The following is a 21348-nucleotide window of genomic DNA, read 5'->3' as shown; positions in this document are numbered from 1 at the left end:
TCGCTGGAGGGCCTACGACTTCTTCTTCCCGATGTCGTCGTACCGGGCCACGAACCGGGCCCCGCCGTCCTCGACGCGGTAGAGGAACCAGCCCCCGTCCTGGCCGGTCTCCAGGTACTGGGACTGGCTCTCGTAGCTGTACCTACGGGTGATGCCCTGCCAGGGCTTGCGCAGCAACTCTGCGCGCAGGGATTCGCGTTGGTCGCCGCCGGGCGCGGCGAGGCCGTGGGCGGCGTAGCCGACGGCGTCGTACGCCTCGGCCGCCCACGGGGGCGGAGCCGTGCGGTAGCGGGTGCGGTAGGCGGCGGCGAACGTCCGGGTCTTCGGGTCGGTGGCCGGGTCGCAGTACCCCGTGCTGATCCACCAGCCTCCGCCCGCCTTCAGGAAGGGCGAGCCGAGGATGTGCTCGTCGCCGCCACGGAAGCCGCGGTGCCCGGAGTCGGTCAGGGCCTGGGCGCAGGCGGCGGCGCGGGCCGGGAGGCCGCCCGTGAAGAGGACGGCCGTGTCCGGGTGGGCGGCGAGGCCGTGGGCCACGTCGGTGAAGCCGGCACCCTTGGCGACCTGGGCCACCTCGACGGTGCCCACCAGCAGATCCCCGTACACGGTGACGATCCGGACGGTGGCCTCGCCCCCGTCGGCGTCGGTGAGGTCGTACACGACGACGGTCCGGGCCGGTCGTACCACCCGGTTGAGGTATCTCAGCACGGAGCCGGGCCCCGCGGTGCGGGTGCTGCGCAGGATCAGGGAGCTGGTGATGTTCGTGACGTCGAGCGCGTCGGTGTCGGCGCGGGTGATCAGCAGGCAGAGACCGGCCGCGGTGCACACCGGCACCGCGGCCGGCACGGCCGTGTTGGTGCCGGCGCCGATCACCGCGTACACGTCCCGGGCGGCGACGAGACGGGCGGCCGCGGTCGCCGAACCCGCCGCGGTGCCCTGGTCGTCGGCCGTGCGCAGGGCGAGGTCGAAGGTCCGGTCGGAGCTGGCGTTGTGTGCGTCGACCGCCAACCGTGCCCCGCGCGCCTGGGCCTGGACGACGGCGGTGGACAGGTCGCCGAGCAGCGCGATCGTACGGGTCGGCAGCGGGCCCTTGCCTGCCCTCGGCGTCCCGGACCGCGCCCAGCGCCACCAGGCGGTGCCGCCGCCCACCGCGCCGACGCCGGCCGCCGCCGAGGAGATCAGCAGCCACCGCCGGGACGGGGCGGGCGGGGCGTCGGTGAAGGGCACCTCGGAGAGGGCGGTGGGCTCCGGCACCGGCAGGTCGAGGACGCGCGCGGCACGGTCCGCGACCAGGGCCGGCAGGCCCGCCGGCAGCCACGACTCCGCGGCGAACTCGCCGAAGTCGGAGAGCAGTCGGGGAACCGTGGGGCGGTCGTCCGGCTGTTTGGCCAGGCAGGCGCGCAGCGTCGGGGCGAGGTCCTCGGGAAGGCCGGTCAGGTCCGGGTCCTCGCGGACCGTCCGGTACAGGACCGCGGCCGCGCCTCCGGTGCCGAACGGCGGCCGTCCGGTGGCCGTATGGGCGAGTACGCACCCCAGGGAGAAGACGTCGCTGGGAGGTCCCACGGTCCTGCCGCGGGCCTGTTCCGGTGACAGATAGCCGGGGGAGCCGATGACCGAGCCGTCCGTGGTGAGTGCCGTGGCGCCCACGGCGCGGGCGATGCCGAAGTCGATCAGGCGCGGTCCGTCGGCGGCGAGCAGGACGTTCGCGGGTTTCACGTCACGGTGGACCAGTCCGGCGCGGTGCACGTCGGCCAGGGCCGCGGCGAGGGCGGCGCCCAGGGTCCGGAGCTGTGCGGGCGGCCAGGGGCCGTGCAGCGCGAGCGCCTCGGACAGCGGCAGGCCGGGCACGTAGGCGGTGGCCAGCCAGGGCGCGCGGGCGTCCGCGTCGGCGGTGAGCACGGGTACGGTCCAGCGGCTGGTGAGCCGGGACGCCAGCTCCGTCTCCCGGCGGAACCGGGCCCGGAAGCCGGGGTCCCCGGCGTACTCCTCGCGGATCACCTTCAGCGCCACCCAGGCGCCGTGCGGTGACCGGGCCAGGTACACCACACCCATGCCGCCGGCCCCGAGCCGGCCCACCAGCCGGTGGCCGCCGACCGACGAGGGGTCGGCGGCCTGGAGCCGCTCCAACTCCGCTACCCGTTCGTCTGCTTGGCCAGGACCGGCCCGACCTGCCGGAACCGCCCGTCGTGCACCTGGTGGACGTAGGTCTCACCGCCCATGGTCCGCGCGTCGGCGTTGAACTGGTTGTAGTCGTTGAAGGTGTAGGTGCGTGCGATGCCCTGGTAGGTGGCCTTGTGGAGGCGCAGGGCTAGGGCGAGCCGGTCGGGGCGGCCGCCGCCGGACGGTACGGTCCGGGCGAACTCGCGCAGCACCATCTGGACGCTGTCGTACGCCTCGGCGCCGTACGGGTCCGGGATGCCGCCGTACCGCTTGCGCCAGGCCGCCGTGAACCGCTCGGCCGCCTTGGTCTTCAGGGCGCTCGCGTCGACGGCGGGCGTCACCACGAACCAGCCCTCGCCCGCCGCGCCCGCGAGCTTCGGGAAGTCGGAGCCGTACAGGAGATGGGACATCCAGCGCGGTCCGGTGAAGCCGGCCGCCGACAGTTGCCGGGCCGCCCGGACCGTCGCGTCCAGCGGGCCCAGGTACACGAAGTCGTGGACCTTGCGGGAGAGGACGGAGGCCACGGCGGCCGGGGCGTCGTCAGTGTCCTCGGCGACGACCTCCGGGACCACCTGGGATTGCAGCGACTTCCACCACTGGGTGACCAGGACACTGCCCTGGTCGTACTCGACGGAGCCCCCGGAGCGGTCGATGACGATACCCGCCGGGGCGACCAGGCCGCCCACCAGCGCCTGCAGGGCGATCGCGGTGCCCGCCGCCTGCTGGCCCGTGCCGGTCTGGAAGGTGACGGTCGGCGACCAGACGTAGTAGTCGTTCTGCCCGGTGGTGCTGGTGATGTGGGTGAGCTTCGCCGACGCGTAGACCCGTGAGGCGGCCCGCAGCGTCAGTTCGGTGACCGGGCCGAGCACGGCCACGACAGCGCGGTCCGCGGCCAGTTCGTGGGCGACCGCGGTGGCCCCGTCGACGGTGCCGTGGTCGTCGAGGACCCGTACGCCCAGGTCGAAGGCGCGGTCCGCGGTCGCGTTGTGCTGGGCTACGGCCAGCCGCGCGGCCCGCTCACAGGCCCGCGCCAGGGGCGCCGCCGCCCCGCTCTTCGTCACCTGCACACCGAGCACGTACGACGGCCGGGCCGCCGACTTCTTACCCGAGCCGTCGTCGCGCCCCGCCGCCCAGAGCGCCGCCCCGGTGCCACCGCCCGCCAGCAGCACCGCGCCCCCGGCGAGCAGCAGGCGCCGCCGGGAGGGGCGGGCCGGCTGCCCGGTGCCGGGGTCGTCGAGCACCGTGGGTTCGATGTCCGGCAGGGCGAGGCTCTCCGCCGACCGGGCCGCCACCATGCGGGCGACCGGGTCCGGCAGCCAGGCCGACGGCGACTCCGGTGCGCCGGCGGGCGCCCGTAACGGAAAGTCCTCGGCGAGCCGCAGCCGCAGGTCCCCGGCGCCCGGCCGCTCGCCGGGGTCCTTGGCGAGGCAGGCGTCCAGCGTCTCGCGGAGTCCGCCGGTGACGCCGTCGAGGTCGGGCTCGTCGTGCACCGTGCGGTAGAGCAGCGCGTCCGGGGCGCCGGTGCCGAACGGCGGACGGCTCGTGCCCGCGTACGCCAGCACACAGCCCAGCGCGAAGACGTCGCTCGCCGCTGTGGCCGTCTCGCCGCGGGCCTGCTCGGGGGCGAGGAAGCCCGGGGTGCCGACCACCATGCCGGAGGCGGTCAGGGCGGTGTCGTCGGCGGCCCGCGCGATGCCGAAGTCGATCAGCCGCGGGCCGTCGATCGCGAGCAGCACATTGCCCGGCTTCACGTCCCGGTGGACGAGTTCCGCCGCGTGCACGGCGGCCAGCGCCTCACCGAGCAGCGAGCCCAGCACGCGTACGGCGGCCGGTGGCAGCGGTCCGTGCGCGGCGACCGCCTCCGCGAGCGAGGGACCCGCCACGAACCCGGTCGCCAGCCACGGCTCGCGGGCCGCGGCGTCCGCGCCGAGCAGCGGTACCACCCAGGGGCTGTCGACCCGGGCCGCCAGCTCCGCCTCCCGCGCGAACCGGGCCCGGAAGCCGTCGTCGGCGGCGCTCTGCGCCTGGATCACCTTCACGGCGGCCAGCGCACCCGTCTCGGAACGGCCCAGATAGACCACGCCCATACCGCCGGCGCCGAGCCGCCGCAGCAGTCGGAAGCCCCCGACCGACGACGGGTCGGACGGCCGCAGCGCCTCACTCATCGCCCGCTCCCTTCACCTCGGTGGACGAAGTGGCGGACGGGGTGGCGGAGGCCCGGTTCCGGCCGTAGCGGTCCACGTTCGCCGTCACATAGCCGACGCCCGTCAGCGCGGCCGAGGTGACGGTCGTCTGCTCCTGGTCGCTCTCACCGGCGGCGTGCCGCACGGTCGCGGCCACGGTCACCGGACCGAGCCGGTGCTTGTACCAGTCGAAAGGGCGCGGTTTCGCGGCGCCGTCGGCGACGTACTGGCCGAACTCGGTGAGGTCGTCGTCGGTCGTGGCGTTGCGCTGCTCGTCGAACGGGTCGCCGCGTGAGGTCATCTGCTGCACGGTGTCGGTCGCGTTGAGCCGTTCCTGCGGGCAGCGCAGCGGCTCGTCCAGCGAGGACGCCATGTCCCGGCGGGCCTGGCGCGTCGAGATGTGCACGGTGACGGTGAGGGACACGTACACCGCGCCCGTGCCGCCGGTGCCCGGCCGGACGAACAACCTGGTCAGACTGGCCAGCACGGTGGACGGGAGCGCCTCGCGGCGCCACAGGCAGTCCTCGCCGAGCACGGCCCAGCTGGTCGGACCCAGCTCGTACGGGTCCCGTCTGCGGTACCCGGTGCCGAAGTAGTCGGGCTGCACGGTGAGCCCGCGGACGAACGCCTCGGCCTCGGCCCGTGTCTTCGGCGCGGCGGCCTCGGCCAGTGTGTAGGGCTGGCTCGACGCGGACGGGGAGGCACTCGCGCTCCCCGAGGCGGTCGGGCTGCCCGCCGTACCGGAACCCTTTCCGGCCGTGTCCTTCTGCGTCGCCTCGTCCTCGCCGTGCCCGCCGTTCGTACAGCCCGCGAGCAGCAGTGCCGCCGCCGCCGCGGACAGGACCGCTCTCCGTCCCACCACGCTCAACCCCCCAGCAGACCGCCGAGCGGCCCTCCGCCGGGGGCCGTAGGTCGAACGCTAACGCCATCCTGTGTCAACTGGGCGTGCTGGAAGGAGAGTTGATTCGAACGGTAACCCCTTGGCCATCACTCGGTGACAGTCCGGGCCGTTCGGAATGTCATCCCTTGATGCCGAGCTTCGCCATCCACCGACACGGCGACGGGCGTCCCCGCCTCGACCGTGCGGCTGACCGTGCACAGCCGGTCGTGGGAGACGGCGACCGCCCGTGGCAGGATCGCGCGGGCGCGGTCGCCGGAGGCGCCCTCCGGGAAGGTGACGGAGAAGGCGACCGCGAGGTCCGTCATCCGGTTGCCGTCCTCGTCGCCCACCTTGTGGCCGCTGACGGTGACGGTGAAGGCGGTCGGTGCCACGTGACGGCTCGTGGACACGTCGACGTCCGCCGCCGTACAGCCCCCGATCGCGGCGAGCAGCAGTTCGACCGGGGTGAATTCCGTGCCGTCGCCGGTACCGAAGGCGATGGTGCCGCCACGGGCGTTCGTCGCGGTGAAGCGGCCGGTCGAGGTGCGCTCGAGCGTGACGAGGCGCAGGGAGTCTTCGCTCATGGAGACGAACCTAAGGCAGCCCGGCCGCCTGTGCCGTCAGCGCCGTCAGTGCAGGATGTTGACGGCCCGTGCCACCACCAGGACCACCGTCACCAGCGAGACCGAGGACTGCAGCATCATCAGCATCTTGGCCCAGTGCGACAACGGCATCACGTCGGTCGGGCTGAAGGCGGTGGAGTTGGTGAAGGACAGGTACAGATAGTCGAGAAAGCTCGGCTCCCAGTCCTGCGGCGCGGTCTCCGGACTCTGCATCTGCACGAAGAGGAAGTCCGCGAACTGGTGCCGGCCGAGGACCCGTGCCATCGGTCCGCCACGGTCCCACTCCCAGTACCAGAGGGCGAACACGATGACGTTCGTCAGCCAGATGCCGCCGCCGGTCAGCAGCAGCGGCCCGGCGTCATCCCCCTCGGTGCCGTTCACGAGACCGGCCACCAGCCGGACCGCCGCCCAGCCGTTGGCCAGGCTGATCACCCCCATCAGCACCAGTCCCAGCACCCGCAGCCACCGGGTACGGGGCTCCACCCGCCGGGGGTTGCCGGCGATGAGGCCGGCCAGCAGCACCACCTCCAGGACCGGCAGGGCCCAGTACGGCTGGAAGGCGAGCCGGTGCGGCAGCATCAGCTGGAGGGCGACCGCCACCAGGATCACGGCGGTCACCGCCCACCGCGGCTCGCCCTGCGTCGCCCGGCGCCACGCGGGCACCACATCGCGCTCGCCGCTCTCCAGCAGCCCCTCGATCCTGGCGATCCGGTTCTCGGCATTGGACATTCGGTCGGTCATGGCCACGATTGTCCCGAGTCCGCCCGAGGATCCGCCGACCGGCTCGGCCCCTCGCTCGGCACCACCTGGCACGGGTTGTCGGTAGCGCCTTGTGCGGTCTGTCGGTTGGTGCCGACGGGGGGTTCTGCGGGTGGCGGCGAGTCGTGCGGTGCGGTGTTCGGCGGTGGCCACGCCGGGGTCATGGCGTCAGGAGACGGCCGGCGGCCCGCCGGAGAATATGGCGGGCCACCGACAGTGTTAAATCTGTTCCTCTGGTCTTCCAGTTTTTCTCCGGGTCCGCACTGATTCCATGCGGGACTTCGATGGTCACCGAGTGGGCCCGCGTTCGCGGCGCGGGTCGGAAAGGCACGCCTGTGCTCAGCGTAGTCACCGACTGGGGGATCGAGTCGAGCGAGAGGGGGCAGCCGCGTGAGTGAGATCCCCGGCCCCGGTAGCGGTCGTCACAGCGTAGAACTGCAGATCGACCGGGTCATCGTCGCATCCCTCGAACAGGTCACACTCAGCGTGCGCTGCCTGCGGGGGCCGGTCCGTCGTGGTGCCCGCTTCAACCGGCTCAGCGGTTCAGCCCAAGCGATCGACCTGAAGCTGACGCAGACCGTCTTCTTCAGGCATCGAGTGGCAGCACTCGACACCGGCCTCACCGCGTTCGTGACGCTCCGAGGAGAGGGCGTCCAGCATCTCAAGTCGGGCACCTTGGCCTCCGGATGGCAGGTCATCGAAGGCGTCAACCCGCTGTCCTGACCCGGTCATCCGTACCGCTCCAGGCGAAGCCGCACACGCCCTGGGTTCGATGGCACAAAGGAGCGGGATCCCCGAAATGAGATCCCGCTCAGCATCGGCCTTGTCAGTGCTTGAAAACGTCCTTCGTCTTCTCCTTGGCCTGACGGGCCGCACCCTTCGATTTCTTGGCCTGCCCTTCGGCCATCATCCGCTCGTTGCCGACGGTACGGCCGACGGCCTCCTTGGTCTTTCCCGTGGCCTCTTCCATCTTGCCCTTTGCCTTTTGCTTTCCGGACATTTTCGTTCACTCTCCTAGCTCCGTGGGAAATCGTGCACCTATCCCGAGTACCCCCTGTCGGGCAGTAAAACGGGGTGGCGCTCAAGAAGCGGGTGCCCGAGACGCGGCAACCGGCGGTCAAGAGGTTTCTTCGGTCGGGAGCTCGGGCTCGTTTCCATCCTTGGCCCTTACCTTGTCCCGGACATCTCGCGGCGTGGGCGTGGTGACGTTCCGCTGCTCCGCGGACCGTTTCCGCGTCTCGTCGGCTACCGGAGGTGTGTCTTTGTCACCAGGGGTGTTCATGAGATTCCCTCTCTCGGGTTTTGGGTCGCAGGCTGTGCCGCACTCCTGCCGGTACGTGCCGCACATCGGGCAAACAAGCCGGCCTCGGTTTCGATGGCCCACTCGGGACCCACAACGCGAGTGATCCCGAGCAGCCGAGTCAAACATCGTCTGGGCGACGGATCCTCGCTTTCCCGCCGGTCCGCTCCGGGCTCCGTCCGGCGGCGAAGTTCCGGGGCGAGGCAGGACGGCTCCTGCTGGCCGGGAACGCCCTGCAAGCCGACCTGGCCCCCGAGGCGGTGGGCAGCGGCGGATTCGGCTGGCTGATGTCGATGCTCGGACAGAGCCACGGCTTCCCGGTACCCGTCGGCGGGGCGGGCCCCCTGACCAGGGCGCTCGTGAGCCGGCTGCCGCACCGCGACGGTGTCCTGTGGTGCGGGGAGCGCGCGGTGTCCGTCGTCGTACGGGGGTGCCGAGGGGGAGTCGCTCGGCTCGGGCCGCGTCAGCGCTCCTTCTCGTCGGCCTCCTCGCCCTCGTCGGCCTCCTCGTCGTACTCGCCCTCCGGCTCCTCTTCCTCGTACTCCTCCTGGTCCTCGTCCTCTCCTGCCGCTTCCTCCTCTTCCAGTGCCTCCTCGTGGCTGCGGACCACCTCGCCGTCGCGGATTTCTCCGCGCCAGCCCTCGACTTCCTCGTCGGCGAAGGTGACGTAGCGCTGGAAGTTCTTGAAGTCCAGCCGCAAGCGGCGGCCTTGGGCGCGCCACAGGTTGCCGGTCTTCTCGAAGAAGCCCGAGGGGTAGTACTCGACGACGAGCACGATGCGCGTCAGGTCGGGCGTGAGTTCGTGGAAGCTGACACAGCCGTGAGTGGTGCCTTTCGCGCCCTCGGAGCTCCATACGATGCGCTCGTCCGGCACCTGCTCCTCAACTGATGCCTTCCAGCCCCGAGTCGACGGACCGACCTTCACCTTCCAGGTGCTGGCGACCTCGTCGTTCTTGGACACACTGCGTACACCCTTGGTGAAGCCGCTGAACTCCTCGTACTGGGTCCAGTAGTTGTACGCCGTGCGGATCGGGACACCCACGTCCAGCACTTCGACGATGTTCATGACCTTGGTGCTGCCGGCCTTGCCACCGCCTCCTCCGCCGAAGACGCTCTTGGCCTTGCCCATCACGCTGTCCTTGAGCCCCTTGGCCTTCTCACCCACGAATGCCTTCAGCGGGGAGTCGCCCTGGAGAATCCGACTGCCGACGCCGGCGAGTGTTCCTCCGTTCTCGGCCACATCGAGAAGCTGGTCGGTGACATCTCCCAACTTGTCCCCCGCCTTGTCGACGAGATGTTCCATCTGGGCGCCGAGGTAGTCGACGAGTTCTTCGCGCAGCAGGTCCAGACCCGAACTCGCTTCGTGATCGGTGTCACGCACTTTGCCGGCCATGACCTACCTCCGCCGCGCGGTCGTCTTCTTGGCAGCGGTCTTCCTGGCCGGGGCCTTCTTCGCGGTCGCCCTCTTCGCCGAAGTCTTCTTGGCGGCGGGCCTCTTCGCGGCGGCCTTCTTGGCGGGACGCGGAGCCCTCTTCGCAGCCTCCTTCGCCGGCGCCGCCTTCTTGGCGGGGGGCCTGTGCGCTGCGGTCTTCTTCGCCGGAGCCGCCTTCCTGCGCGGAGTAGCCTTCTTGGCGGCCGCCTTACGGGCAGCGGGCGCGTCCGGGCGCTTCCTCGCCGCGGTTCCCGTCCGCCGGCGGCGACGCTGCGGCGGTTCCTCCTCGGCCTCTTCCTCGGTCTCTTCCTCTTCGGGTTCCTCCTCCTCGGCCTCTTCCTCCAGTTCGTCCTCCGGCTCTTCTTCTTCCTCTCCCTCTTCCGCCTCTTCTTCCTCCTCGTAACGCCCCTCGCCCTTCTCCTGCTCCTCCTCGTCCTCCTCGTACTCGTCTTCGTCCTCTCCGTATTCGTCCTCTTCCTCGTCCTTTTCCTGGCCAATGCGCAGCGTCCGCTCGTGGAGCGAGTCGGCGAGGTCGGAGAGGCGGCGATCGGCAGCGGCTGCCAGGGCCTGGCGGCCGGCGCCCAGTAGTTCGCCGCGCACCTGCTCGTTCAGTTCGGCGACCCCTGGAACATCACCGATCTTGCGGAGTCCGGTCGTCAACAGCTGCTGAGGGTCGAGTCCAAAGCGGCGGCCGGCAAGGTAGGTTGCCATGGCGAAGGCAAGGCGCGCTTTCTTCGTACGTCCGAGCACATAGCCCGCTGCGACGGCGGCGGCGAGGCCGACCTTGGTCGTGTCGTTCATGAGCGATTCCCTTCGGAAAGGGCAGATGAAAAAGCCCGCATCCGGACCAACGCCCCGGTCCCGAACCCGCGATGGAAACAGAAGGCGGATCGCACGCACCGTGCCTCACAGCCCGCTGTGTCACAGACACACCATGCAACCACCGGGCAGGTCACCGCGAAGGCATCCACGCTAGGGCGATACATGTCCCTATGTGATGAAATTATAGGGTTCGTGGGTGGGATATGGCGCCCGCGAACCCGCTCCGACCACCGGAGAGATCATGGCCGCACCAGAACCCCGAAGGCGATCCAGCGGCCGGAGCCGCGGCTCCGACGAGGGCGGCGCGAGCGGTTCCCGTCGCCGCTCCGGCAAGGGCAACGCCGGCTGGGCCATACGCTCCGCTGTCGGACAACTCCAGGAGTTGCTCGGCCGTGCCCCCGAGTCCGTCTCGGCACTGAAACCGACCGAAACCGGTTGGGAAGCCGATGTCGAGGTACTCGAATTGGAGCGCGTCCCCGAAACCACCAGCGTGATGGCCACCTATCGAGTGACGCTCGACGAGGAAGGCGATCTGGTGGGATACGAACGGAAGCGCCGCTATACGCGTGGTCAAATCGACCGGCGGGGCTGAGACGGCACAGCCGGTGTGAAGGGAGGCACCATGACAGTGGTGCCGCAAAGTGGAGGCAGCGTCGCTCGCGGTGGCGGGACCGGCAGCCTCTACGACGTCCTGGAACTCATTCTCGACCGCGGGCTTGTCATCGACGTGTTCGTCCGCGTGTCGCTGGTGGGGATCGAAATCCTCAAGATCGACGCTCGCATCGTCGTGGCCAGCGTCGACACCTATCTGCGTTTCGCCGAAGCGTGCAACCGCCTTGACCTCGAATCCGGGAGGAAGGCGCCCGCCCAGCTGACCGACATCGTCGGAGACACAATCGAGAGCGGAGCCAAAGGAAAATCCAAAGGGGCGCTTTCCGGCGCGGCGGAAGCGGTCACCGATTCCCTCAAGGGGATCACCGGCCGTGACGACGCCGAGGAAGCCGAAGAAGAGGAGCCCGAGGAAGAAGACGAGGGCAAGGAAAGGGAACCCGTGGAGAGGCGACGGCGGCCGGTTCGGCGCACCTCCCGACGTGAGCGCGAATGAGGCTCGCCGCGTGAGAAGGAATGAGCCATGGCCGTATACATCTACTCGATCACCGGCAAGCAGCATCCGCTCCGCCTCGACGGTCTCAACGGCGTCGGTGAACCCCCGGCGGGACTGCGGACAGTGACGGCCGGACCGCTGTGTGCCGTGGTCAGCGACGCGCCGGAGGATCTGCGTCCCAAGCGCCGCGACGTCATCGCGCACCAGGAGGTACAGGAGCGCCTCATGGCTGACGGCACCGTGCTCCCCATGCGGTTCGGTCTCATCGCCGAGAACGACGAGGCCGTCCTGGCGGCCCTGGAGCAGAATGCCGCGGACTACACGGACCGGCTTCAGGCACTGGAGGGGTGCAGCGAGTACCACCTCAAGGCGTCGCAGGACGAGGACGCACTGCTACGCCAGATCCTGCGGGAGTCGGACGTGGCCCGGGAGCTCAATGACGAGATCCGCGGCGGTACCGCCGCCCCCGACGCATCGCTGCGACTCGGTGAGCTGGTCGCCCAGGAGGTACAGGCACGGCAGGAGGCGCTGGCGGCGGGTGTGGTCGAAGCACTGCGCCCCTTCGCCCGGTCGCTTGAATCGTCCCAGCCGACGGGTTCGGACTTCCTCAACGTGTCGTTCCTGGTGACCGAGGACCGGGAAGAGGCGTTCCTCACGACGGAGTTGAGCGTGGCCCATCAGATGGGCGACGACGTCGACTTCCGGCTCAACGGCCCCCTGCCCCCCTACAGCTTCGTCTGAAGGAGTTCTCATGGGCCTGTTCACCCAGCTCGTCACCCTCCCCCTGGCCCCCGTGCGCGGCGTCGTATGGGTCGTGGAGCGGGTCCGCGAGGAAGCCGAGAACCAGTACTACGACCCCGCACCGGTGCACCGCGAACTCGCCGAGCTCGAACGTCTCCTCGTCGCGGGGGACATCGACGAGGAGACGTTCGAGCGGCGCGAGGACGAACTGCTCGACCGGCTGGAGGAGATCCGTGCCTACCGGCAGGGCTGACACTCCTGATCCGGCACGAGGGAATTCGAGGCCGCAACCGTGACTGAACCCCTGGCCAACAGGCTTGGTTCCTACCCGTCCCGAGCGGCTCCGCCCTACGGGCAGGGCTCCTCCGCCAATCTCGCCGACATCCTTGAACGCGTACTCGACAAGGGCATCGTCATCGCGGGCGACATACAGATCAACCTTCTCGACATCGAGCTGTTGACCATAAAACTGCGCCTCCTGGTCGCCTCCGTCGACAAGGCGAAGGAAATGGGCATCGACTGGTGGGAGCACGATCCCGCGCTCTCCTCCCGGGCCGGCGGTGAACGGTCGCTGGCCGAGGAGAACCGCCGGCTGCGGGCCGAGATCGATGCTCTCCGCCAGAGCGACGCCCTCCCCGTGGAGGAGGAAGCGCCCGGGGTCACGGGCGGCCGTCGCCGGGGACGTGCTCGCGATGAGTGACCTGCTGACATACGCGTATGCGGTGCTACGCGCCGCCGAGGGACTGCAGGAGGCGGCCGCTCCGCTCCGGGGCGTCGCCGACGCCCCGGTCGGCCTCGTCACCGACGCCGGCGACGACCGACTGGGGCTCGTGGTGAGTCATGTGCCGGCGCAGGACTTCACGGAGGACGCACTCAAGCAGCATCTCGAGGACCTGGAATGGCTGGAGGCGGTGGCCCGGTCCCACCACGGCGTCATCGAGGCCCTGGCCGAGCGCACCACCGTCCTTCCCCTGCGCCTGGCAACCGTCTACCTCGACGACCAGCGGGCCCGGGAGGTCCTGGAAGCCGGGCGGACCGTGTTCGCCGAGCGCCTGGCCCGGCTCTCCGGACATGTCGAATGGGGGGTCAAGATCTACGCCGAGCCGTCCGAGGTCCCCGCGGCCCCGGCCGTTCCCGCGGCGGACCTGACCCCCGGGCGCGCCTATCTGCGGAACCGCCGGCAGCAGCAGAGTGTTCGCGACACCGTCTACCAGGCTGCGCAGAAGGCCGCCGAGCGGGTGGAGACCGCGGGCCGCAAGCACGCCTCCGACCGGGTACGGCACCGCGTGCAACAGGGTTTCCTCGCCGAAGCGGCCGGCAGCGCCGCCGGGGCCGGCGAGAACGTGGTCAATGACGCCTACCTTGTGCCCCGGAACCGTTGCGACGACTTCCTGGCCGACGTTACGCATGCCGCCGACGGACTGGACGGGGTACGGGTCGAGGCCACCGGCCCCTGGGCTCCGTACTCCTTCGCCATGCCGCCCGGTGAATCCGGCGGTACCGCGGAGGGAGCACCCCCGTGAGCACCCCCGGCCGGCCACCCGAAGCGGAGCGCCTGCCTCAGCGGCAGGTCGCTCTCATCGACCTGCTGGACCGGCTGCTGACCGGTGGGGTCGTCCTCACCGGTGACGTGGTGCTGTCCATCGCGGACATCGATCTGGTACGCGTCTCACTGCGTGCCCTGATCGTTTCCATCAGCGAGCAGAACCCCTCGCCATGGACGAGCACCGGCCCGCTGCGAGGCGGCGACCATGACGGCCGAGGGTGAGAGCCGGCCGCCGTGCCGCGCCGACGAAGTCGCGGAGGCCGCCGCCCGCGCCTTCCGGCTGCTGCCCGCCGCCCCACGCGACCTGGACCCGCCGGCCGGAAAGGGCCCGCGTTCCCCGGCTCGGCGGATCAGCTCCGACCGCGACACCGTCGAACGGGACCTCCTCAGGCTCGTCCTCACCCTCGTGGAACTGCTGCGCCAGCTCATGGAACGACAGGCCCTGCACCGCGTCGACCAAGGAGACCTCACCGACGAACAGGAAGAACGCCTGGGCGCGACACTCATGCTCCTCCACGACCGCATGAGCGACTTGTGCGCCCAGTACGGACTGACCATGGAGGACCTCAACCTGGACCTCGGGCCGCTGGGCACACTGCTTCCGCCCTCCGACTGAACCCCCCCGGTGCCTGTCGAGGGCCGGAAACGAGGCAGCGCCTGAGTCGACCGAAGTCGAGTCGGGCGCTGCACGGCAGGTCAGAGGGGTACGCCGTGGGGCGATCACCAGTAGTGGCGTCGACCGGCGACGGCGTGTCCCATCCCGCCGACGATCCACAGGACGGCTCCGACGACCGCCAGGATGATCCCGATGGTCCACAGGATGGATATCCCGGTGACGAAGCCGATGACGAGCAGAATGATGCCGAGGATGATCATGGTCTCTCCATGGGGGAGTGGTGCCAGCGCCTCAGCGAACGGCGAGAGACCGTAAGAAGGTGTGACACGGGGGCGGGTGGTTCTCTCCTCACTCCGTGCGGTGCGGTTTGTGGGCGGTGACCTGCAGGCGGACCTCGGTGGGCATGTGTGAGGAACCGGTGGACCGACGGGCGGTGCGGAGCGGGCCTTCGCACAGGGCGTCGAGGACGGTGCCGGGTGCCGCCTGAGAGGTGAGAGTGAGTCTGACGCGGGTGAGGGGGCGGGCAGGTCGGCCGGTGATGCGTACGGCCGTTTGCTCCACGCCTGGCAGGGCACCGGCTTCGGCGGCGATCGCGTCGCTGAGCGCGTGGTCGCGCAGTTCGATGCCTTCCTGCGGGGGCGTGCCGCCGACGGGCAGTGTTCCGGGGCGGCGCCGGCGCAGTTGGGCGAGCAGCCACCACAGGGCGAGCAGGGCGACGAGGGCGAGGGCGGCGATGACCGCGGGCCACCACCACCAGCCCTGGCTGCTCCAGCGGGCCCGGTCGGCGGAGCCCAGCAGGACGTCGTCCGGGGTGGTCAGGGGCCAGCCGACGGGCGGCACCAGATCGTGTCGCCGGTAGATGTCGAATCCGGCGAAGAGGATCAGCAGACCGCCGCCGAGCAGTACCAGCCCGGCGAGGGCCAGCAGACTGCGGTTGACTACGGGTTGCGGCGTCATGTGCGGGCTCCGGTGCTGCTGGTTTTTCGGTCAGTCGGTGCGTCGCCGTACCCGTACGACGATGCGGGGAGGGCGGGCAAGGGCGAGTTGGTCGCGCTCGTCGTCGAGGACGGCGGTGAGGTCGTCCTTCACCTGCCGGGGATCGCGGAAGCGGACGTCCGCGCGGGCTTTGACGAGGTGGCGGCGCACCCGGATGCGAGCCTTACCGACTCCGGGTACCCGCATGGCGGCGTCGCGAATCAGATCGGCGGCGCCGTCCCGGTCCAGGGCGGCCCGCAGCCCGGGTGCGGGGGAGCGCAGGGGCAGCCAGTGGCGCAGGCCGGGGGTGAGGGCCAGCACGATCAACCAGACGCCGACGGCGGCCGCCACGGCGGCTCCCGTGAGCATCCACACGTCGTCCACCGGGCGGGTGGCCAGTTCGTCGGCCAGGTGCCGGCGCCAGGCTGCCGCAGGGCGTCCCGCCCGTACGGCGACGACGTCGACCAGTGCCGCGCCCGCCGCCACGAGAACCAGCGCGGCGACCAGTGCGGCCGGAAGGCGGCGCGCGGACCACGGCCGGTGGCTTCGGTGCCCTCTGCCGTGCTCACCGGCCGTCAGGTTCGGTGGGGGAGCGTCGTGTTCGGGCGGAGCGGGCTCTGTCGGCTGCTCCCTCGGCTCCTCGGGCTCCTTTGCCGGCGGCACCGTGGCAGGGCGCGCGGACGGTGCGGTGCTGTGGGTGGGAAGGTCCGGGTCGGATGTCATTCCGGTCCTCCTTCCTGCGTGGTGTGACCGGCGGCACCGGTCACGGGGCGGCTCACCGGACCCGTCCCCGGTTCGCGCCGGTGGCGGTCACCAGTCGCCGGACGGTGAGCGTGACCTCTCGTACCTTCAAACCGGTCAGTTGAGCCACCCGTTCGGCGACGTCCTGCTGTATCCGTTCGCCGATCCGGGGGATGTCGGCGGGGTAGGGCAGGTCCATGGCCAGGTGCAGGCGCACCGAACCGGTACGGGTGGCCGCGGAGGCGGCGGGCGCCGCCGGTCCGTTGCGGTCGGACGGTACGGCGGCGCGCCGGGACTGGGCCGTGCGGGCGGCTTGGGCGGCGATACGGGCGACCACCCTGTCCGGTATGACGGTGGCACCCCGCTCGGCCGGGGGCGGCAGGCCGGCGGCCCGTGCAAGCGGGCCGGACCCTTCGCCGAGGGGCGGGGCACCGGGCCGGGTGTTCACCGCTGCCTCCGCGCATGGAGGTCGAGGTCGCCCTGCACGACGAGGCCGACGATCAGCCCCGCCGTTCCGAGGACGAGAACGAGCAGGAATGCCCAGAAGCCGCCGAAGTAACCGGCGAAGCCCAGGGCCATGCCGGCCGCGAGGCCCGTCGTCGCTGCGTTCATCATGCACTCACCCGTCTCGCGAGCGTCCGTGTCGCCGCGATCACCCGCTCATGCCCGAGGACACGGCGGTGGTCACGGCGGCGGTCACCGCACCCGGCCCTCGTCCGGTTCGGTCGGCCCCTCCTCGTCGTCGGGGAGATGGACGTCGTCGACGACGATGTTCACCTCGACGACCTCCAGTCCCGTCATCCGCTCCACGGCGCTGATCACGTTGGTGCGTACGCCGCCGGCGACGTCGACGATGGAGACGCCGTACTCGACGACGACATCCAGGTCCACGGCGGCCTGCCGCTCGCCGACCTCGACCTTCACTCCGCGTGTGACACCTCCGCCGCCGCCACCGGGGACGCGTTCCCGCATGGCGCCGAAGGCGCGGGCCATCCCCGCTCCCAGGCTGTGGATGCCCGGTACCTCACGGGCGGCCATGCCCGCGATCTTGGCCACCACGCCGTCCGAGATGGTGGTCTTCCCTCGTGTCTCGGCCGGAGCCCCGGCCCCGGTACGGCCCTTCAGCGCGCTCACGCCCGCATCGGCCCGGCCGCCCCCGCTGACGCTGGTGATGTTGTCCGTCATGGCGGTCGCCTCGATCGGTCAGTGGGAGACACCTGTGCGGTGCCGTCGAAAGGTTGGACACATGTGGCGGCGCACTTCTCACACCCAACAGATGTGACGTGCATCACATGTCTTTCTGCGGGTAGCTGCACGTTCCGAGCCCTGTGCGGGAGTTGTCATGATCGAACGCACCGCTTCGCCACGGCTGGAATGCGACCTGCCGGACGGACTGCTGGCCGTACGCGCGGCCGAGGGGGACGAGGACTCCTTCACCGTTCTCGTCCGACGGCACAGCCGGTCCCTCCTGACCCTGGCCTGTTGCATGCTCGGCAACCCGCAGGACGCCGAGGACGCCGTCCAGGACGCCTTCGTCAGCGCCTGGCGGCGACTGCCGGAATACCGCCACAGCGCGGAGTTCCGTACCTGGATGTACCGGATCACCGTCAACCGCTGCCTCACCATGCGCCGGCGCCGGCTGCCGCCGCTGTCCCTGAACACCGTCGTCGAACCCATGGCGGGCGACGCGTGGAGCCAGCCCGACCGGTCCGCCGAGCAGGACGCGACCGCCGCCGCTCTGACCCGCGCGCTCGCCGAACTGGACGCCGGGCAGCGGATCTGCTGGATCCTGAGAGAGGTGCAGGGCCTGCCCTACAGGGAGATAGCCCACATGACGCGGACCACTGAGCCGACGGTGCGCGGCAGACTGTTCCGGGCCCGCCGATCCCTGCAGGAGGCGATGGGCCCATGGCGCTAGACGACCCGCACACACGGCCTTCCGAACCGCCGGAAGCCGACGGGCCCCGCACCGGATCGACCGCCGCCGACGTGCTGCCGATCCCGGGGGACGAGGTGCTGCCCTGCGGCCGCCTGCTCAGCCAGGTCTGGGAACAGGCCCAGGACGAGGCGCCGGCCGCGGACCCGCACCCCGTGTCCTGCCCGCACTGCCGCGAGGCCGTCGAGGGACTGGCCACGGTGAACGCGGCCACCCGGGCGCTGCGCGCCGTGGACCGACCCGGACTGCACGCACTCGCCGACCGCGTCATGAACGCCGTCAGGACGGAGGTCAGGCTGGGACGGCTGCTGCCCCTGGCCGATCCGGACCGGGACCTGCGGATCACCGAGAGTGCCGCGGCGAAGGTTCTGCGGCAGGCCGCGGACACGGTCCCCGGTGCGAGGACCGCGACCTGCCGGCTCACATCCGCGGGCGAGGGCACCGGCGTCCGGGTGACCATGACCCTGGCCGCCACCCTCGACCGTCCGCTGCCCGAGCGCGTTCATCAGGTACGCCGATCGGTCCTCCACTCGGCCGGTCAGGATCTGGGGCTCGCCGTGACGGCCGTCGACATCGCCGTGGTCGACGTACTGGAGCCGTGGCCGCCGCACCCTGGCGCCGGCATCGGGACCGGTGGGGGTGCGTGATGACCACCGTCGACCCGACCACGCTCCTCGGCGTCGCGGCCGAGGCGGCCCTCGCGGTTCCCGGCGTGACCGGCCTGCAACCCCGACTCGCCCACCGCCTCGCGGCAGCCGCCGTGTCTCCCAGGACCCACCCCGCATCCCACCGCACGCCTCCCGAGGCGGGCGTCCGCGCCGAGCGGGCGCCGGACGGCTCGGGCTGGCACATCGAGGTGCGCTGCGTCCTCGCCGAGGGCCGGCGGGCGCTGGACGTAGCCCGCAACGTACACGGCCGGGTGCGGACCGCCGTCATCTCCCGTCTCGCCGCCCCGGATCCCGTCACCGTCACGGTCACCGTGACCCGCATCGCCACCGGGTACGAGGCGCCATGAGCGCCGGCCCCACGGACCGTCAGCGGTGCGACCGGCGGGCAAGAGTCCCCTGATCGGGCCGATGCTCACCAGTCGGTAAAGGAGTCGGCTTCAACGGACCTGTTGGGGACGCGGCGAGCGGACCGCCCCCCTCACACCCACAGCGCACCCCGAGACACGCGGGCAGCAGGGGTTCCGGCATCCGTTCCGGACGTTTTCGCGCGCTGACGGACGGTTGGGCCCGCGCGGACATGCATGCGGTCGGGGCGGGCAGGAGACGCTCACCCTCGAGGATTTCAGCTCCGCCGCGGTGGCCGACGGCCGGGTCTACGTTTCCTTCCCCCGCGACTCCTTGTATGCGGTGGACGCCGCCACGGGAAGCAGGCCGGCGGGAAGCGCTGGGAGCTGCCCTTCAGCGGGTCGACGTGGTCCACGCCCGCGGTCGTCGACGGGACCGTGTACATGGGCAGCAACGGCTGGTACCTGTGGGCTGTGGATGCGGCCACAGGGGAGGAACGCTGGAAGCAGGAGACCGGAGCCGCTCGCCAGTCGTCGCCGGCGGTGGCTGACGGGACGGTGTACGTCGGCAGTTTGGACGATTTCCTGTACGCGATTCACACCTGACGCCCGTGTTTCCCCTTCCCGCACGGGGAACGATCACTCGCCGGACGGGCCCTGCACTGCCACTGCAACACGGTCCTGAACGGGCGCCACGCGGAGGCGTCCCGGGCCACGACCCGTTCACGGTTTGGAGCGGTGGTCGGGCCGATCAACCGCGTGGGAAGGGGATGCGACTGGGCGACGCGATCGCCCGGTACGGGCGGATCGCCACTGTGTCTTCGGAGGTCAGCACGCTGGCACAGGTGTGTTCCGGATCGCCCGGGAGGCTGCCCGGACCGCTGTCGCTGTCAGCGGCGGCCGCACACGTTCGAAGGGCGTCTCAGGCGGTTGCCGGGCGTCCCTTGAGGTCCTTGCGAAGGATCTTTCCTGACGCCGACTTCGGGATGACGTCGATGAAATCGACGATCCGGACCTTCTTGTGCGGGGCGACCCGTTCGGCGACGTACGACATGATCTCGTTCGCGGTCGGGCCGGCGCCGTCCTGGAGGACGACGAACGCACGGGGAATTTCGCCGCCTTCCTCGTCGGGATGCGCCACGACCGCCGCGTCCGCGATCGAGGGATGGGCCAGCAGCACGGCTTCGAGTTCGGCCGGGGGGACTTGGTAGCCCTTGTACTTGATGAGTTCCTTGAGCCGGTCGACCACGTAGACCTCGCCCTTGGCGCCGATCTCGATGATGTCCCCGGTGTGCAGGAACCCGTCCGGATCGATGGTGGCCGCGGTCGCTTCGGGGTTGCCGAGGTAGCCCCGCATGACGTTCGGACCGCGCACGAGCATCTCGCCGGCGGAGCTGCGCCGACCTGGTGTCCAGGCGACGTCCTGGCCGGTCGCGGGGTCGACGGCCTTGAACTCGAGGTTCGGGACGGCCACACCGATCGAGCCGACGGACATGTCCGGGTCGTCGAGCGGGGTGAGATGCGAGACGGGACTGAGTTCGGTCATGCCGAAGCCCTGCATCAGCCGGACGCCCAGTCGTGTCGCGAGGCGGTTGCCGAGTGCCTCGTCCAACGGTGCGGCACCGCTGACCACCATCCGGAGGCTCGCCAGGTCGTACTGATCGACCATCGGGTGCTTGGCCAGGGCAACCGCGACCGGCGGGGCGATGTAGAGGAAGGTGCAGCGGTTCGCCTGGATCCTGGTCAGGAACTCCGCCAGGTCGAACCGGTCCATGGTGACCAGCGTGCCGCGTGCTCTGAGGGTCAGGTTCAGCAGGACGTTCATGCCGTAGATGTGGAAGAACGGCAGCACCGCGAGCACGGTGTCGCGCTCGGTCACCTCCAGCATCGGCTCGCACTGGGCGATGTTGGCGACGAGGTTGGTGTGGGTGAGCATGACGCCCTTGGCCAGGCCGGTGGTGCCCGACGAGTACGGCAGCACCGCGAGGTGGTTGGCCGGGTCGACGGCGATGTCGGGTGCGGCCGCGTCCTGGCCGAGCAGGTCGGGCAACGACGGGTAGCCCTCGGTCGGGTCCAGCACGATGAACGCGTCCCGGCCGAGCCCCGCCTCTTCGGCGCCCGCAAGCGCGCGCGGCAGGAGCGACGAGACCGTGACGTACGTCGACGCGCCGGAATCGCGCAGCTGGCCCGCGATCTCGTGCGGGGCGTACATCGCGTTGAGCGCCGTCGCGGTGGCCCCGGCGCGCAGGATCCCATGGAAGGCGATCGCGAAACCGGAACTGTTCGGCGCGTGCAGTGCCACGACGTCGCCCGGCGCGACCCCGCGAGCGGCGAGAGCGCCCGCGAACCGGTCCACCGCCTGTCTGAGCTCGCCGTAGGTCAGCGTGCGGTCACCGTCGACGACCGCCGTCCGACCGAGATCGGTCTCGCTCAACGAGCCGAATATGTAGTCGTAGACGCTGGTCGACGGGATCTCCACGTCGGGATACGTGCTCTTGATGCTGGTCACGGAGTGCTCCT

The 21348-nt window shown here is 70.7% G+C and carries 27 protein-coding genes and 3 pseudogenes; 15 read left to right on the top strand and 15 right to left on the bottom strand.

Features of this window, described 5'->3' with window-relative positions; translation table 11 throughout:
* Positions 1-12: 12 nt before the first annotated feature.
* The 5 genes from KVT45_RS16335 to KVT45_RS16315 form a co-directional block, all read right to left on the bottom strand.
* Positions 13-2124, bottom strand: coding sequence for a bifunctional serine/threonine-protein kinase/ABC transporter substrate-binding protein (locus tag KVT45_RS16335; RefSeq protein ID WP_217548063.1), 2112 nt, complete (start codon positions 2122-2124; stop codon positions 13-15).
* 5 nt (positions 2125-2129) lie between these two features.
* Positions 2130-4322: a bifunctional serine/threonine-protein kinase/ABC transporter substrate-binding protein gene (locus KVT45_RS16330; RefSeq protein WP_217548062.1), complete on the bottom strand. Its 2193-nt coding sequence runs from the start codon at positions 4320-4322 to the stop codon at positions 2130-2132.
* Positions 4315-5202, bottom strand: coding sequence for a hypothetical protein (locus KVT45_RS16325; RefSeq protein WP_308310740.1), 888 nt, complete (start codon positions 5200-5202; stop codon positions 4315-4317). Before KVT45_RS16325 ends, KVT45_RS16330 begins: the two co-directional genes overlap by 8 nt.
* A gap of 125 nt (positions 5203-5327) precedes the next feature.
* Positions 5328-5804, bottom strand: a complete 477-nt coding sequence (locus KVT45_RS16320; protein WP_217548060.1) for an OsmC family protein — start codon at positions 5802-5804, stop codon at positions 5328-5330.
* Between the two features lie 45 nt (positions 5805-5849).
* The gene (locus KVT45_RS16315) at positions 5850-6584 is read right to left on the bottom strand and encodes a DUF1345 domain-containing protein (RefSeq protein WP_217548058.1); all 735 of its coding nucleotides are present in this window, start codon (positions 6582-6584) and stop codon (positions 5850-5852) included.
* Positions 6585-6992: 408 nt separating this feature from the next.
* On the opposite strand from KVT45_RS16315, the gene KVT45_RS16310 reads away from it, so the two are divergent.
* A complete protein-coding gene (locus tag KVT45_RS16310; protein ID WP_217548057.1) occupies positions 6993-7325 on the top strand; it encodes a hypothetical protein in 333 nt (110 codons plus the stop codon).
* A gap of 103 nt (positions 7326-7428) precedes the next feature.
* On the opposite strand, the gene KVT45_RS16305 is transcribed toward KVT45_RS16310, so the two are convergent.
* Positions 7429-7602 carry a CsbD family protein gene (locus tag KVT45_RS16305; protein WP_217548055.1) on the bottom strand — a complete coding sequence of 58 codons (174 nt, stop codon included), beginning with the start codon at positions 7600-7602 and terminating at the stop codon, positions 7429-7431.
* Between the two features lie 488 nt (positions 7603-8090).
* Between KVT45_RS16305 and KVT45_RS56325 the strand changes: the two are divergent.
* Positions 8091-8339 (top strand): annotated as a pseudogene (locus tag KVT45_RS56325) (NAD(P)/FAD-dependent oxidoreductase); the annotation flags it as partial.
* 26 nt (positions 8340-8365) lie between these two features.
* Here the strand turns inward: KVT45_RS56325 and KVT45_RS16300 are convergent.
* Together KVT45_RS16300 and KVT45_RS16295 are read right to left on the bottom strand one after the other, a co-directional pair.
* Positions 8366-9295 carry an SRPBCC family protein gene (locus tag KVT45_RS16300; protein ID WP_217548052.1) on the bottom strand — a complete coding sequence of 310 codons (930 nt, stop codon included), beginning with the start codon at positions 9293-9295 and terminating at the stop codon, positions 8366-8368.
* Positions 9296-9298: 3 nt separating this feature from the next.
* Positions 9299-10135 carry a histone protein gene (locus KVT45_RS16295; protein WP_217548051.1) on the bottom strand — a complete coding sequence of 279 codons (837 nt, stop codon included), beginning with the start codon at positions 10133-10135 and terminating at the stop codon, positions 9299-9301.
* A 262-nt stretch (positions 10136-10397) separates the two neighbouring features.
* Here KVT45_RS16295 and KVT45_RS16290 point away from each other — a divergent pair, with 262 nt between their 5' ends.
* The 8 genes from KVT45_RS16290 to KVT45_RS16255 are packed head-to-tail and all read left to right on the top strand — an operon-like array spanning position 10398 to position 14164.
* Complete coding sequence (locus KVT45_RS16290; RefSeq protein WP_217548049.1) at positions 10398-10748, top strand: gas vesicle protein; 351 nt, start codon at positions 10398-10400, stop codon at positions 10746-10748.
* A 30-nt stretch (positions 10749-10778) separates the two neighbouring features.
* Entirely contained in the window at positions 10779-11261 is a 483-nt protein-coding gene (locus KVT45_RS16285) for a gas vesicle structural protein GvpA (RefSeq protein WP_217548047.1), read from the top strand.
* A gap of 27 nt (positions 11262-11288) precedes the next feature.
* Entirely contained in the window at positions 11289-12002 is a 714-nt protein-coding gene (locus KVT45_RS16280; protein WP_217548045.1) for a GvpL/GvpF family gas vesicle protein, read from the top strand.
* A 10-nt stretch (positions 12003-12012) separates the two neighbouring features.
* Positions 12013-12255, top strand: coding sequence for a gas vesicle protein GvpG (locus tag KVT45_RS16275; RefSeq protein WP_217548044.1), 243 nt, complete (start codon positions 12013-12015; stop codon positions 12253-12255).
* A gap of 39 nt (positions 12256-12294) precedes the next feature.
* Complete coding sequence (locus KVT45_RS16270) at positions 12295-12702, top strand: gas vesicle protein (RefSeq protein WP_217548042.1); 408 nt, start codon at positions 12295-12297, stop codon at positions 12700-12702.
* Positions 12695-13525 carry a GvpL/GvpF family gas vesicle protein gene (locus KVT45_RS16265; protein WP_217548040.1) on the top strand — a complete coding sequence of 277 codons (831 nt, stop codon included), beginning with the start codon at positions 12695-12697 and terminating at the stop codon, positions 13523-13525. Before KVT45_RS16270 ends, KVT45_RS16265 begins: the two co-directional genes overlap by 8 nt.
* Entirely contained in the window at positions 13522-13770 is a 249-nt protein-coding gene (locus tag KVT45_RS16260) for a gas vesicle protein (RefSeq protein ID WP_217548038.1), read from the top strand. Before KVT45_RS16265 ends, KVT45_RS16260 begins: the two co-directional genes overlap by 4 nt.
* A complete protein-coding gene (locus tag KVT45_RS16255; protein ID WP_217548036.1) occupies positions 13754-14164 on the top strand; it encodes a gas vesicle protein K in 411 nt (136 codons plus the stop codon). The genes KVT45_RS16260 and KVT45_RS16255 overlap by 17 nt, the downstream gene beginning before the upstream one ends.
* 104 nt (positions 14165-14268) lie before the next feature.
* On the opposite strand, the gene KVT45_RS16250 is transcribed toward KVT45_RS16255, so the two are convergent.
* The 6 genes from KVT45_RS16250 to KVT45_RS16225 all read right to left on the bottom strand — a co-directional run bounded on the left by KVT45_RS16250 (position 14269) and on the right by KVT45_RS16225 (position 17065).
* A complete protein-coding gene (locus tag KVT45_RS16250; RefSeq protein WP_217548034.1) occupies positions 14269-14424 on the bottom strand; it encodes a DUF6131 family protein in 156 nt (51 codons plus the stop codon).
* Between the two features lie 88 nt (positions 14425-14512).
* Positions 14513-15121 (bottom strand): alkaline shock response membrane anchor protein AmaP, encoded by a 609-nt coding sequence (locus KVT45_RS16245; protein ID WP_217548033.1) that lies wholly within the window; start codon positions 15119-15121, stop codon positions 14513-14515.
* A gap of 30 nt (positions 15122-15151) precedes the next feature.
* Complete coding sequence (locus tag KVT45_RS16240; protein WP_254646857.1) at positions 15152-15862, bottom strand: DUF6286 domain-containing protein; 711 nt, start codon at positions 15860-15862, stop codon at positions 15152-15154.
* A gap of 52 nt (positions 15863-15914) precedes the next feature.
* Positions 15915-16328 carry an Asp23/Gls24 family envelope stress response protein gene (locus KVT45_RS16235; RefSeq protein WP_217548031.1) on the bottom strand — a complete coding sequence of 138 codons (414 nt, stop codon included), beginning with the start codon at positions 16326-16328 and terminating at the stop codon, positions 15915-15917.
* Positions 16325-16495, bottom strand: coding sequence for a hypothetical protein (locus KVT45_RS16230; RefSeq protein WP_217548280.1), 171 nt, complete (start codon positions 16493-16495; stop codon positions 16325-16327). The genes KVT45_RS16235 and KVT45_RS16230 overlap by 4 nt, the downstream gene beginning before the upstream one ends.
* 81 nt (positions 16496-16576) lie before the next feature.
* Complete coding sequence (locus KVT45_RS16225) at positions 16577-17065, bottom strand: Asp23/Gls24 family envelope stress response protein (protein WP_217548029.1); 489 nt, start codon at positions 17063-17065, stop codon at positions 16577-16579.
* A 157-nt stretch (positions 17066-17222) separates the two neighbouring features.
* Between KVT45_RS16225 and KVT45_RS16220 the strand changes: the two genes are divergently transcribed.
* From KVT45_RS16220 to KVT45_RS58410, 5 genes and pseudogenes are all read left to right on the top strand, one after another.
* Positions 17223-17798 carry an RNA polymerase sigma factor gene (locus KVT45_RS16220; protein ID WP_217548027.1) on the top strand — a complete coding sequence of 192 codons (576 nt, stop codon included), beginning with the start codon at positions 17223-17225 and terminating at the stop codon, positions 17796-17798.
* Complete coding sequence (locus tag KVT45_RS16215) at positions 17789-18463, top strand: hypothetical protein (protein WP_217548026.1); 675 nt, start codon at positions 17789-17791, stop codon at positions 18461-18463. Before KVT45_RS16220 ends, KVT45_RS16215 begins: the two co-directional genes overlap by 10 nt.
* A complete protein-coding gene (locus KVT45_RS16210) occupies positions 18463-18831 on the top strand; it encodes a hypothetical protein (RefSeq protein WP_217548024.1) in 369 nt (122 codons plus the stop codon). Before KVT45_RS16215 ends, KVT45_RS16210 begins: the two co-directional genes overlap by 1 nt.
* 214 nt (positions 18832-19045) lie before the next feature.
* Positions 19046-19174: pseudogene (locus KVT45_RS58415) on the top strand (hypothetical protein); the annotation flags it as partial.
* 32 nt (positions 19175-19206) lie between these two features.
* Positions 19207-19434: pseudogene (locus tag KVT45_RS58410) on the top strand (PQQ-binding-like beta-propeller repeat protein); the annotation flags it as partial.
* Between the two features lie 316 nt (positions 19435-19750).
* Here KVT45_RS58410 and KVT45_RS16195 read toward each other — a convergent pair.
* Positions 19751-21337 carry an AMP-binding protein gene (locus tag KVT45_RS16195; protein ID WP_308310739.1) on the bottom strand — a complete coding sequence of 529 codons (1587 nt, stop codon included), beginning with the start codon at positions 21335-21337 and terminating at the stop codon, positions 19751-19753.
* Positions 21338-21348: the final 11 nt, after the last annotated feature.

This window comes from Streptomyces sp. GbtcB6, from assembly GCF_019091475.1.
Taxonomy (GTDB): domain Bacteria; phylum Actinomycetota; class Actinomycetes; order Streptomycetales; family Streptomycetaceae; genus Streptomyces; species Streptomyces hyaluromycini.
Note: the sequence above shows the minus strand (reverse complement) of the source record. Positions and strands in the feature narration are given on the sequence as shown.

Bases quoted from the DNA above. Each gene is read 5' to 3' on its own strand.
- KVT45_RS16330 (WP_217548062.1), bottom strand. From the start codon at position 4,322: ATGAGTGAGGCGCTGCGGCCGTCCGACCCGTCGTCGGTCGGGGGCTTC.
- KVT45_RS16320 (WP_217548060.1), bottom strand. From the start codon at position 5,804: ATGAGCGAAGACTCCCTGCGCCTCGTCACGCTCGAGCGCACCTCGACC.
- KVT45_RS16315 (WP_217548058.1), bottom strand. From the start codon at position 6,584: ATGACCGACCGAATGTCCAATGCCGAGAACCGGATCGCCAGGATCGAG.
- KVT45_RS16305 (WP_217548055.1), bottom strand. From the start codon at position 7,602: ATGTCCGGAAAGCAAAAGGCAAAGGGCAAGATGGAAGAGGCCACGGGA.
- KVT45_RS16300 (WP_217548052.1), bottom strand. From the start codon at position 9,295: ATGGCCGGCAAAGTGCGTGACACCGATCACGAAGCGAGTTCGGGTCTG.
- KVT45_RS16295 (WP_217548051.1), bottom strand. From the start codon at position 10,135: ATGAACGACACGACCAAGGTCGGCCTCGCCGCCGCCGTCGCAGCGGGC.
- KVT45_RS16290 (WP_217548049.1), top strand. From the start codon at position 10,398: ATGGCCGCACCAGAACCCCGAAGGCGATCCAGCGGCCGGAGCCGCGGC.
- KVT45_RS16285 (WP_217548047.1), top strand. From the start codon at position 10,779: ATGACAGTGGTGCCGCAAAGTGGAGGCAGCGTCGCTCGCGGTGGCGGG.
- KVT45_RS16280 (WP_217548045.1), top strand. From the start codon at position 11,289: ATGGCCGTATACATCTACTCGATCACCGGCAAGCAGCATCCGCTCCGC.
- KVT45_RS16275 (WP_217548044.1), top strand. From the start codon at position 12,013: ATGGGCCTGTTCACCCAGCTCGTCACCCTCCCCCTGGCCCCCGTGCGC.
- KVT45_RS16265 (WP_217548040.1), top strand. From the start codon at position 12,695: ATGAGTGACCTGCTGACATACGCGTATGCGGTGCTACGCGCCGCCGAG.
- KVT45_RS16255 (WP_217548036.1), top strand. From the start codon at position 13,754: ATGACGGCCGAGGGTGAGAGCCGGCCGCCGTGCCGCGCCGACGAAGTC.
- KVT45_RS16250 (WP_217548034.1), bottom strand. From the start codon at position 14,424: ATGATCATCCTCGGCATCATTCTGCTCGTCATCGGCTTCGTCACCGGG.
- KVT45_RS16245 (WP_217548033.1), bottom strand. From the start codon at position 15,121: ATGACGCCGCAACCCGTAGTCAACCGCAGTCTGCTGGCCCTCGCCGGG.
- KVT45_RS16240 (WP_254646857.1), bottom strand. From the start codon at position 15,862: ATGACATCCGACCCGGACCTTCCCACCCACAGCACCGCACCGTCCGCG.
- KVT45_RS16230 (WP_217548280.1), bottom strand. From the start codon at position 16,495: ATGATGAACGCAGCGACGACGGGCCTCGCGGCCGGCATGGCCCTGGGC.
- KVT45_RS16225 (WP_217548029.1), bottom strand. From the start codon at position 17,065: ATGACGGACAACATCACCAGCGTCAGCGGGGGCGGCCGGGCCGATGCG.
- KVT45_RS16220 (WP_217548027.1), top strand. From the start codon at position 17,223: ATGATCGAACGCACCGCTTCGCCACGGCTGGAATGCGACCTGCCGGAC.
- KVT45_RS16215 (WP_217548026.1), top strand. From the start codon at position 17,789: ATGGCGCTAGACGACCCGCACACACGGCCTTCCGAACCGCCGGAAGCC.
- KVT45_RS16210 (WP_217548024.1), top strand. From the start codon at position 18,463: ATGACCACCGTCGACCCGACCACGCTCCTCGGCGTCGCGGCCGAGGCG.